Raw genomic sequence first — 11,892 nt, 5'->3', positions numbered from 1 at the left:
TGTTCCGCCGGCATCAGTCCAGCTTAAGCAGGCGCTCCACCGGTCCCTGAATCTCCATTCCTGCGCCGTCGCTTTCATCTTCCCACAGCAGTTGGCTGCGGTCATAAAGGGTGAGCTTCAGGGTTCCGGAAACGGTTTCCTTAATGCGCCTCTCCATATTTCCCTGGGTCGGTGCGATAAGTTCCCTCCCCCCGTCGGTAACCGCCTGAACGTCTATTCTGAAATTGCTGTTCCTTTCTCTGTCTGCCACCCGACATTCAATTCGCCCTCCTTCGTCTGAAATACGGGTGAAGCGGATTTTCCGGCGACTGTATGTTCCGAAGATCCTGCCCCGGGGGGCGAACTCGGGATGACGGAAAAATCCCAGCTGCCCCGGAAAACCCCGGGACCCCAGGGGAATATGGGCGTAACTGAGCATAAAGGAGGCTCCGGATTCCGTAAAACTGTTTGCCTGCATCCATATCCAGGCATGGGGGAAAGAGCTGCCGAAGTCCTTTTCAATATATCCCCGACCCCCGTCTGCGGAAAGCAAATGGGATTCTGCAGAGTGTCCCGGCGGGGTAATCCAGATGCCCCCGTCTAAACGATGATCCATAGAAACCAGCCCATGATAGCATTCCATTCCGGGAATATAGCTGAACGGTCCCATAATACCCGGCCGCAAAATTCTCGGCTTCAGCATCTGCATTTCGGTGAAACCTATGCTGCCCTGAAAATGTCCAAGAGGGCTTTTCAGATCAAGGGCAATCCCATCAAGGCGGAACTCATTTCCTCCAATGCGTATATTCAGATCATTGGAGTGGATGCTGAACTCTTCCAATGGAAAACGTACATAGCAGCTTCCAAGAACCGAATCATTAATCTGAATAAAAGCATGTGGAATAGATCCCAGACTCATTCCGGGGATGAAGGCGATTACTCTGCCGTCGGGTAACGTCTGTTTGAAATACCAGCCTTCAAAGTATCCTTGTTTGGGGTTTGTGTTTCCGCCGCCGCTGGCTCCCTGGCCGGCGCTGCTGCTCTTGGCTCCCGGGTCGCCCGCAGCGGTTGAGGAGGGCAGCCGGGAAAAATCAAGGTGTGGGCCCTGATACAGATGTGATCGAAATGGTTTTCTCATGCTTAAAGTATATAACGTTTTCGGCTCACTACAGACAAAAAAAGCCCGGGAGAAAAATTCTCGGGCTTGATTTGTTCTCTGATTGACCGTTGATTACCGGTCTATACGAATATCAGAATTAATTCTGCGTTTAGAACGGTCGGTCCGCCATGTAGCGCAGCTGTTTGTACTCAAGTTCGATATCCCGCTTCGCATGCTCAAGATACTTGGCTGCAGCCTCCGGGTTGGAGGATTTCAGGCTCCGGAATCGGATCTGGTTGTACAGATAGTCTTCCAGATCAATTTTGGGTTCCTTGCTGTCCAACTGGAGGGGATTCTTGCCCGCTTCCGAAAGCTCAGGATTAAAACGGTAGAGGGGATACATGCCTGAATCAACTGCTGCTTTCTGATGCTGCATACCCTGACCCATGTCCTTTATACCGTGGGCGATACAGTGGCTGTATGCCATGATAATTGACGGTCCGTCATACGCTTCGGCTTCCTGGAAGGCTTTGATGGTCTGAATACGGTTATATCCCATGGCGATTTTCGCCACATATACATAACCGTAGCTCATGGCAATTGCTCCCAGGTCTTTCTTTTTGGTGGGTTTACCGCCGAAAGCGAATTTAGCAATGGCTCCGGTGGGGCTCGCCTTGGACATCTGACCTCCGGTGTTGGAGTACACTTCGGTATCCATCACCAGGATGTTCACATTTTTGCCTGAAGCTATTACATGGTCCAGGCCTCCGAAACCGATGTCGAACGCCCATCCGTCTCCCCCCAGAATCCATACGGATTTTTTCACCAGGTAGTCGGCAACAGACAGCAGTTCCTCGTTGAATGCATCGGGCTTCTTCTTGAGAATATCCTTCATTTTGCCTACTGCAACCCGCTGGGATTCAATCAGCTCTTCGGTCTCCTGGTTGTTTCCAAGGATTTCGTCGGCCAGGGCTGCATCGATCACTTTCTGATCCTTGGCTTTAGCAACCAATTCACGGCTATATTCATCCATTTTGTCTGCAGTGAGGCGGTATCCGAAACCGAATTCTGCGGCATCTTCAAAGAGAGAGTTTGACCAGGCGGGACCCCGTCCGTCAGCTCTGGTGGTGTATGGGGTTGTGGGCAGGTTACCGCCGTAGATGGAAGAACATCCGGTGGCATTGGCAATTACCGTACGGTCACCGAACATCTGGCTGAGAAGCTTCACATAAGGGGTTTCCCCGCATCCTGCACATGCACCTGAGAACTCAAAGAGGGGTTCCAGTAGCTGACTGCCCTTGGTGTTTTTCTTGTTCACCTTATCCCGGGCAATATTGGGGATGGTCAGGAAGTATTCCCAGTTTTCCTTTTCCTGATCTCTCAGGGGAGCCTGGGGTTCCATATTAATAGCTTTTCGGTCGGTCTTGTTGCCGTCGGCGTCTTTGGCGAATGCGGGACAGATGTTCACACATGCGCCGCAGCCGGTACAGTCCTCCGGTGCAACCTGAATGGTGAATTTCATGCCGGCAAGATCCTTGCCTTTGGCATCGCAGCTCTTGAAGGTTTCCGGTGCTTTTTCCAGGAAGCCGTCATCGTATGCTTTCATGCGGATTGTGGCATGGGGACATACAGCGGAACAGTCTCCGCACTGAATACATACCTGGGGATCCCACACAGGGATGCTTTCGGCAATATTCCGCTTCTCGTACTTGGTGGTGCCAACGGGGAAGGTTCCGTCATCCGGCAGTTTGGAGAGGGGAATCTTGTGTCCCCGGTTCGCCATGATCTCGCCGGTCACTTCCTTCACAAACTGAGGCGCACCATCTGGAATGAGGGCGGGTTTGGTAATTTTGCTGCTTGCAGTTTTAGGATAATCCACCTGTTCCACGTGGCTCAGGGATGCATCAACGGTGCGGATGTTTGCATCTACAATGTCTTTGCCCTTTTTGGAGTAGGTTTTAACGATGGCATCCTTAATCAGGTTAACCGCTTCCGCTTCGGGAAGAATTCCGGAAATCTTGAAGAATGCGGTCTGCATGATCACGTTAATGCGGTTCCCCATGCCCATCTTTTCTGCCAAACGCATGGCATCGATAACATAGAATTTCGCTTCTTTTTCGATGATCTGCTTTTGCACTTCAAGGGGAAGCTTGTCCCATACTTCATCCTTGCTGTAAGGGCTGGCCAGAAGGAAGGTTCCGCCCTTTTTCAGCATGCTGAGCATTTCCACTTTTTCAAGGAACGCAAACTTGTGACATGCAATGAAGTTGGAATCCTGAATGAGATATGTGCTGCGGATGTGTTTGGGTCCGAAGCGGAGGTGACTTGCAGTGGTTGTACCTGCCTTCTTGGAGTCGTAAACGAAATAACCCTGGGCGTAGTTATCTGTGGCACCGCCGATAATTTTAATGCTGTTTTTGTTGGCACCCACGGTACCGTCGGAACCGAGACCGAAGAATACCGCCCGATGCACGTCATCGCTCTCAGTAATGAAGCTTTCATCGTAGGAAAGACTGGTGTTGGTAACATCGTCATTGATGCCCACAGTGAAATGATTCTTGGAGGTTTTCGCAGCCAGATTATCGAACACCGCTTTGATCATTGCAGGGGTGGTTCCGTGCTGCTGGAGCCCCAGACCGTGACGTCCGCCCACAACTGTGGGGTATTCCTTGAAAGCTGCGCTGCCTTCAGCCATAGCTTCGCCGATTGCGGTGCGCACGTCTTCATAGAGGGGTTCACCCAGTGAGCCGGCTTCCTTGGTCATATCCAAAGTGGCAATGGATTTAACCGTTGCAGGAAGGGCCTCAATAAAATGTTTGGTGCTGAAGGGGCGGAACAGGTGTACCTTAACAAGTCCCACTTTTTCACCCTGTGCATTGAGATAATCAACCGTTTCTTCGGTGGTTTCCGCTGCGGAACCCATGAGGATAATAATCCGTTCAGCGTCCGGCGCACCATAGTAGTCGAAAATTCTGTACTGGCGGCCGGTAAGTTTCGCGAACTTGTCCATGGCCTTTTGCACAATATCCGGAGTGGCATCGTAGTACTTGTTTACCGTTTCCCGGCTTGCAAAGTACACGTCGGGGTTCTGGCTGGTACCGGTAATGCTGGGCCGTTCGGGATCCAGACCCCGTGCACGGTGAGCCTGAACAAGCTTCATATCGATCATTTCCTTCATGGTTTCATAGGAAACTTCCTCGATCTTGTGAACTTCATGACTGGTCCTGAAACCGTCGAAGAAATGCAGGAATGGCACCCGGCTTTCCAGGGTTGCCACCTGGGAAATAAGGGCATTATCCATGGCTTCCTGTACGTTGTTGGAAGCAAGCATTGCGAAACCGGTGGAACGGGCTGCCATTACATCCGAATGATCTCCGAAAATGCTCAATCCCTGGGCGGCGATGGCCCGTGCCGCAATGTGAAAGACTGTGGGGGTCAGTTCACCTGCGATCTTGAACATGTTGGGAATCATCAGAAGAAGGCCCTGGCTGGCGGTGAAGGTGGTGGTAAGGGCACCTGTTGCCAGCGCGCCGTGTACTGCTCCGGCGGCTCCTGCTTCGCTCTGCATCTCTACTACATGGGGTGTAGTACCGAATATATTCTCCTTGCCTTTGGCAGAGAACTCATCTGAGAGCTCACCCATAGGAGAGGAGGGGGTAATCGGGTATATGGCGATTACCTCGTTGGTTGCATGTGCAACGTGGGCGACTGCGGCGTTTCCGTCGACAATCACCATTTTTTTATCTGACATAGTGATCCTCTTTTTCGTGGTTTTTTGATGGCACTATTTGTTGGTACCTCCTCATAATAAACCGTGGGAAGGGAGTTTGCAAGAGAGTAATTGTGTCAGAATTATGGTTTTATGTGATATTCATCACATAAACTCTGGTAGTTTCGTCAACTATTTACCTCTTTCTTGAAGCTAATGGCAACAATCATCCGTGAAGAGCGCTGAGTCAATTATCCTCTTCTCTCAGTGTACCGGACTCAAGAACGGCGACTCTGTCGGCCATATGAGCGATCACATCTATATCATGGGAAATGAAAATATAGCTCAACCCCAGCTCTTCCTGCAGATCCTTCAAAAGGTTCAGCACCTGTCCCTGCACCGAGACATCCAGGGCGGACACCGGTTCATCACAGATAATCACCGAAGGTCTGGTGGACACTGCCCGGGCGATAATCACCCGTTGGAGCATGCCTCCGCTGAGCTCCCCGGGATATCGCCGGAGGGTATCTTCATGAAGCCCCACCAACGAAAGAAGTCTTTCCAGTTCATTTCTCTGATTTTCCCGGGGACAGATATTATGAAGGCTCAGGGCTTCCGAAAGAATTGCTCCGGTAGTCATCCGTGGGTCCAGCACGCTTCCGCTCTGCTGAAATATCAGCTGCAGATCTTTTCTGATATTTCTCAGCTCATGGGGTCGCAGAGCGAAGATATCCCGCTCTTTAAAAAGAACTTCTCCGGAGTCAGGTGTCTGAAGAGCGGTCAGAATGCTTCCCAGGGTTGATTTCCCGCTGCCGCTTTCCCCTACCAGACCGAGAACTTCTCCTTTGTAAAGCCGGAGATTCACATCTTTCAGTGCATCAATCCGTCCCGGGGGGCGGAACGGATTGGTTTGAATGAGGAAGTGTTTGGATATGCCCCGTGCTTCCAGTACGGGTTCCCTCCGGTCCAAACCGGAAGCCGACGGAGAATGGGCTTCTGAAGCAGCGGGTGCTCCGGCTGAAGGTAGACCGGCAGAACCCGCCGCTTCAGCCGGAGCGCTTGCTACCGCTCTGTGATGTGCCGGATTGAGGGTTTCGGTTCCCAGCGCGGGGGCGGGAATCTGTGAATGTATGCAACGGAAACCATGCCCTCCATTCCCGGTCTCCTGCATACCGGGCAGGGCTGAGCTGCAGATATCCCGGGCGTACCTGCAGCGGGGGACAAAGGGACAGTGGTCGCCGTAGTCTCCCGGCCGGGGAGGGGTGCCCTTCAGGCTGTACACCCTCTTAGCGGATGATTCTGCCGGGGTCAGGCTGCCCGCTGCAGATTCCAGGGATGCGCTGCATTGAAGGAGCTCCCGGGTGTAGGGATGCCGGGGGGCGGTCATAATTTCCTCCACCGGACCGTCTTCCACAAGCAGGCCGCCGTACATCACCAGCACCCTGCTGCACAGCCTGCGGATCACCGCAAAATCATGGGTGATGACCAGCATGGTAGTGCCGTGTTCCCGGTTAATACGCTCCAGAAGTGAGAGAATTTGACCACGCAGATGGCTGTCCACCGCACTTGTGGGTTCATCTGCAATAATTACATCCGCCCTGAGAAGGAGTGCCATGGCAATATTCACCCGCTGATTCTGTCCTCCGCTGAGTTGATGGGGGTGCATCTCAAGAATTTGTTCGGCCTCAGGGAGACCGGCTTCCTGTAATGCCCGATGAATACGGTGGTTCATCTCGTCCTTCCCCAGTTGTTCACCCCTGAGCAGCTGGCGGAATTGTGTGCCGATAGTTGCATAGGGGTTCAGGCTTTCCCGGGGGTTTTGGAAGATATATGCGATCTCCTCTCCCCGCAGGCTGCTCAGCTCAGCTTCTCCCATTCGCATGAGATTTCTGCCCCGGAATTCAAGACAATCGGCATCCCGAATTCCTCCCGATACCAGATTTGCCAGAGAAAGACTGCTTACCGACTTGCCGCTTCCAGATTCTCCCAGAATACCGTTAATGCTTCCAGGGGAGATGGCGTAGCTTAATTCCCTAACAGCGGGCACGCTTCCTTCGGCAGAGGGAAAGCGCAGCGAGAGATTTTCTATCTGTATAACCGGCTGCCCTTCATCGTTTGCATGTGTCATGATCCGCTCTCTCCTGGGGGTTCATCGTAGGGGTGATTATTCATATACAGACTCTCGAGGATAATTTCTGCCAATTCTCTGCCTTCGCTTTCAAGAAAATTCCGGTTGCTCTGGAGGAAGATGCTGGCTATTCCGTGTTCCCAGAAGTGAGCATTTACTTCCGGGTTGTGGGGAAAATAGTACTGCCCTGTTTTGAGCCGAGATTCCATGGAATATAGGGGAATTTGTCCCCTCCGGCTCCAATTCTGTAATTTTTCCTCCATGAGCCTGGCAATTGACCAGGCATAGGTACGGGTTACCGGGGCCTGTTGTCGATTGAACCCCATGCCCTCTTCCCCGGAGAGACCCATCCCGCTGAGGTTGATGTGCAGTTCAATATCACTGTAATTTACCGGCATTTGATCAATATATTCTGCCAGTCCGTTGAAACCCGGCTGACCGCTGCCCGGAGTAAGGCAGATTACATATGATCTGGAGCCCCGGAAGGGACCGGATAAGGCGCTGATGAGATTCAACTGCCAATTCGCAAGTTCAGGCCGGGCCGATGCTGAAAGATAGTCCATGGTGATCATTATGGCCTTACCTTCCAGTCCCGGATCGGTACCCTGGATTCTTCCTGTTAGGAAAACAGGGGCGCTTTCCCCTTTTAGCGCTGTAAACTCCAGATAAAGTGTGCCCCTCCCCTCAGGTGCTGAAGCGGACAGCACAGCGCTTGAGGGAATAAGTGAACGGTCAATCAGGATTTCAGTATATTCTGCTGCTTCCACCGCCGTATTCGATGAGATGCGGCGGGAATCTTTCAGAACCAGAAATCCCTTGATCTCCGGAAAACCGGCGATCCTCTCAATTGCGGAGTCAAATGCCCGCTCCGGATAGATTAATGGATCCACCAGGAGAAAGGACTCTTCCATTCCATCAACGTCCTGACGGGAAAAGTTGAAAAGATCCATGCTTCTGGCGTCCAGGAGCGGAATATTTTCATAGGAGAGCGAGCCCGAGTCCCCGGCATCCTGAACGGAAAACTTTCTCAGCATTGTGGAAGAAGTTTCGGGTTCCATGGTAAAGGATCTCCGCTTGGCTGATGGCAGGGTGATGCGGAGCTTTCTTTCTCCCTGGTGGTATTCCGCCGGGTGTTCCTGCCGCCATTGGTATGAATCCCCGAAAACGGGAAGAAGATCCTGCTCCCGGAAATATTCCCGGATATTTTGGGCCCGCTCCAGAGCCTCCGGAGTTCCGGGGAGCACAGGGGTGGTGAGCCGTTCAGAAAAGCTCTGAAGGCGCCATTCCGGCACTGGATTCGGGATCAGAAACATGAGCATGAGAACGGCAGCCGTTCCTGCGCCGACGAGAATCCGCCGCCGGATCCCCGTGGGGTTTTTCTTCCCCTTATTTCCGGGGGAAGACAGGACCCGCTGGGAGGGCGACTGTCCTGGGCCGGGAAGAAACCTCCGCAGACCCTCGGCAAAGAGATTGAATCCCAGTACGGTAATAAAAAATGCCAGTGCAGGGTAAACCACCATCCAGGGAGCGGTGGAAATCATATTACGGGCGGTTCCAAGCATGCTGGCCCATTCGGGTTCGAAGCTCACGTTGAAATAGCTGATTACTCCATTGGTGGTATCCCTGACGATCTTGAGATTTCCCAGAAAAACGGCAAAAATTCCCAACTGCATCAGCAGGGTCAGGGCCGAGCCGATTTCCATAAAAAAGAGGACCAGTGTCTCAGGCAGAAGATGGGGGATAAGGTTTTTCCGGGTGATCATCCAGGGAGACTTTCCGATGGCAATTTCGCTGCGGATAAACTGCATGGAGAGAATATTGCTGCTTCGTTCCAGAATGATGTGAGCGGTTCGGGACCAGGTAACCCCGGCCAGAACCACCGTGAACGCAAGTGCAGAAGCCATGGTGTCCATGCTCTGAAAAAGTTCAAGTTTAAGAATTATCAGACTGATAAGCAAAGCAGGGATGGCGTTAAATATGAGGCTGAACTGATGTATCAGCCCGGCGGCGATTTTCCCCCCCAGGGCGGCTCTGATTCCCAAGGGGACGGCCAGGGCGAAGCGGAGCAGGACAATGCAGAATGCCAGGGGAATGGTAATCCGGCTACCGTGGATAATTCTGCTAAGAATGTCCCTGCCGAATTCATCGCTTCCCAGCGGAAAACGTTTAGACGGCGGATAGGGGGCTTTTTGAAATATCAGCCGCCCATCCTCGGTCCAGGATCTGATACTCTGCATGGTATACGGGCTTCGGGGTGCGATCTGGCCGGCAAAAATCATTATTAGAAGCAGAGAAAGAAGAATAAGCGATGCACTCACGAAGACGACGGCACGGATGTCTCGTTTCATACCAGCCTCCGTGATTTCATAGGCTGAAAGACCATGGCCATGGCGCCCCCAATGAGCGATACCAGAGAGTACAGTACAAGGAGGGCCAGAGATACGCTGATGAAGCTTGACGCATCGTGGCGCTGGTAAAAATATAAGAGGTAAAATACCAGTCCCTTATAGTTGAACAGGTATTCAACAAGAATCAGGTTCGTAAGAATCAATGCCATAAGGGAGGGCAGATTTTCGCCGAAACTTCCTGCCAGCGGACGGAGCAGCTGGGTTCGGAATATTTTGCCCGGACTGTAGCCCCGGGCCCTGGCTGCAAGAATATAGGAGCGTTGCAATTCCCGGTCCATCCGGAGGCCTGTCATTCGTGCGCTGTAGGCGGCGGGAAGAATGCTGATACTGATCAGGGGAAAGAATCCCTGCTGAAGCTGCAGATTTCTGCTTAATTCGGGATGGATCTTTGAGAAGGCGACGTACAGAGAGAGCATGGCAAGGATCACTACAATGTCCGGTACGGATGCTCCCAGAATGCCCCCAAGAGATAACGAGTCTCTTTGGGGAGAGAAAGCATTCCTGCCCAGTACGCTCCGGCGGGCGGCGAGAAATGAAACCAGGGCTGAGACACCCAGTGCTCCGGCGATCAATTTCAGACTCTGCAGTCCCGAGGAGAACAGAATACCCAGGATGGTGCCGCTGTCGGCACTGGTGCGAAGATTTCCCCCTGCGAAATCCAGTACAAAATTCCAGCCCATCTTCATAAGCAGCGGAAAGGAAATGTTGTTCTCCCCTGTGCTTCGGTTAACCTGGCTGTCCGGGGGCAGCTGAATAATAAGAATAAACAAAAACATTGCCAGAGAAGCCGGAAGAAGATACGCGCCAGCATGACGGATAAAGCTCATCAGCGGGTGGAAATAGATATTTTCCCATACATTTCGTGAACCGGGCATTCCGCTGAGCCGGCCTACAATACGGACAATAAGTATAAGGATAATCAGCACAGTGACCGTCAGCAGCATGGAGCGGGGCAGAAGGCTCAGAAATGGAGGCTCATACAGCTCATATTCCAGATAGTCGGCTGCGATTTTTCCCCGCTGTTCCAATGCATGGAGATCAACTGACGCAAAGTTGTTCTGAAGTCCGTCCGGAGCGGAGGCGGAAGCTTTGAATATCAATGCGGGCATGTTCAGGTTCATGAAGGGAACGACACTGCCGGAGGAATCCACAGTGGATCTGGATACCGGTACTGCTCTGTTCGCTCCATACTGGGAAAAAAGACTGCTGAGAATACCTGCGTTTCGACCGTCGGTCACCACCGAAGATTGAATGCCCCCTGTCCCCAGGTTTTGAAGATGAATAATGTGGCTCTTCTCCAGATTAATTCCGGAATTTCTGCTGAAGAACCGGGCTCCGGCGGCATCGGTTTCGGAGGAATTCCATCCGGCGAATATAATGCTTCTCTTTGGAGAGACCGGTGCCGAAGCTGCCGCCCTGGCCAATTCAACAAGCAGTGCGGCAGAGGATGCTTGTTTTGATGCCGAAGGAAAGTGAATTCCCTCAGGTCCTCTCCCTCTGCCGTCAATATCGGCGGAAATTATCAACGCTCCCTTCTCCGGTTCCAGCTCACCTTTACCCGGGTTGAAACGGGTGGAACGTCCCGGGAGAACCCCAAGGATGTTTGCGCTGGATACAACGGGAAAGTGCATCTCCACGGAGATGGATGCACCGGGGATCAGAAGTGGATCCTCCTCTCCCCGGGCGAGCTTTTTTACTTCTGCAACTGCAGCGGGGTTCATATCTCCAGAGAAAAAATCTGCAGCCAGTTTATCGTGAATCGCAATTTGCTTTTCTGAAGGCTTGTTAACTTCCCTGGCTCCGTACCAGTTTGCTGCAGCAGTAAAAAATAATCCCGAAGCGCCAGCTGCTCTGGCGGTTTCAAGACTGGGAATCATATAGCTGGGCCGGGGGGCAATGATGAGCCGATTTTTCAGCAGTTGAGGGGGATAACTGTTCAAACTTCTGCTGCAAATAAGAATATCGCCAGAAAAATCGATAGACCTGGAGAAGAAGCTGCTGTGTACACTGTAATCCTCATACAGAAAAAATTGAATTTTCTCTTGAGAATCGGGAATGGTGATACTGAACTCCGGGGATTCGTCCAAATGGGGTACAACCGCTGGAAATTGCTGCAGGTAGCCGTTCTCTTGCCCCATTGGCAGGAGCCCAATTGAACTGAACTCTCGGGAAATGTATTCCAGAGAAGCCCGGTTTCCCGGACTGCCGCTGAGCCTGCCCGCATGTTCTCCTGAGCTGAGAACTTCTATATGACGGACGGTCCTGGACATGTCGACGCTCTCAGCCAGATTGTATCCCTTGCTAATATCCGGGAACAGCAGAAGTGCAAGCAGAAATGATACTCCGGCGCTAAGCAGGATCACTGAAAATATCAGCTGAAGATGATCCCGAGAGAAATTTTTTCGGTGCTTCATTGAGTGTTTGCCTCTATTGGTGTAAAACTTGCGAAGTAAAGAGGGGATTTCAAGAATCAGCGATTTTGGAAAAAGCCCCAAGTTTCAACAGATTATCTTTCAAAGAGAACCGGGTCAACGAAAAAATGGCTTTTCAGCTGTAACCCGGCTTTTTC

Annotated in this window: 5 protein-coding genes; all 5 read right to left on the bottom strand. The window is 52.0% G+C overall.

Annotated elements, in window-relative coordinates:
• Positions 1-13: 13 nt before the first annotated feature.
• Entirely contained in the window at positions 14-1,117 is a 1,104-nt protein-coding gene (locus AC52PS_RS05800) for a tocopherol cyclase family protein (protein ID WP_495562099.1), read from the bottom strand.
• Positions 1,118-1,247: 130 nt separating this feature from the next.
• Entirely contained in the window at positions 1,248-4,829 is a 3,582-nt protein-coding gene (gene nifJ, locus AC52PS_RS05795) for a pyruvate:ferredoxin (flavodoxin) oxidoreductase (RefSeq protein ID WP_495562098.1), read from the bottom strand.
• A 205-nt stretch (positions 4,830-5,034) separates the two neighbouring features.
• Complete coding sequence (locus tag AC52PS_RS05790; RefSeq protein WP_495562097.1) at positions 5,035-6,915, bottom strand: dipeptide ABC transporter ATP-binding protein; 1,881 nt, start codon at positions 6,913-6,915, stop codon at positions 5,035-5,037.
• Positions 6,912-9,263 carry an ABC transporter permease gene (locus AC52PS_RS05785; RefSeq protein WP_495562096.1) on the bottom strand — a complete coding sequence of 784 codons (2,352 nt, stop codon included), beginning with the start codon at positions 9,261-9,263 and terminating at the stop codon, positions 6,912-6,914. The genes AC52PS_RS05790 and AC52PS_RS05785 overlap by 4 nt, the downstream gene beginning before the upstream one ends.
• Positions 9,260-11,737: an ABC transporter permease subunit gene (locus AC52PS_RS05780; protein WP_495562095.1), complete on the bottom strand. Its 2,478-nt coding sequence runs from the start codon at positions 11,735-11,737 to the stop codon at positions 9,260-9,262. Before AC52PS_RS05780 ends, AC52PS_RS05785 begins: the two co-directional genes overlap by 4 nt.
• Positions 11,738-11,892 lie beyond the last annotated feature (155 nt).

The sequence above is a fragment of the Salinispira sp. genome (assembly GCF_059431795.1).
The sequence above is the reverse complement of the archived record's forward strand: the minus strand, read 5'-3'. Positions and strand labels throughout refer to the sequence as shown.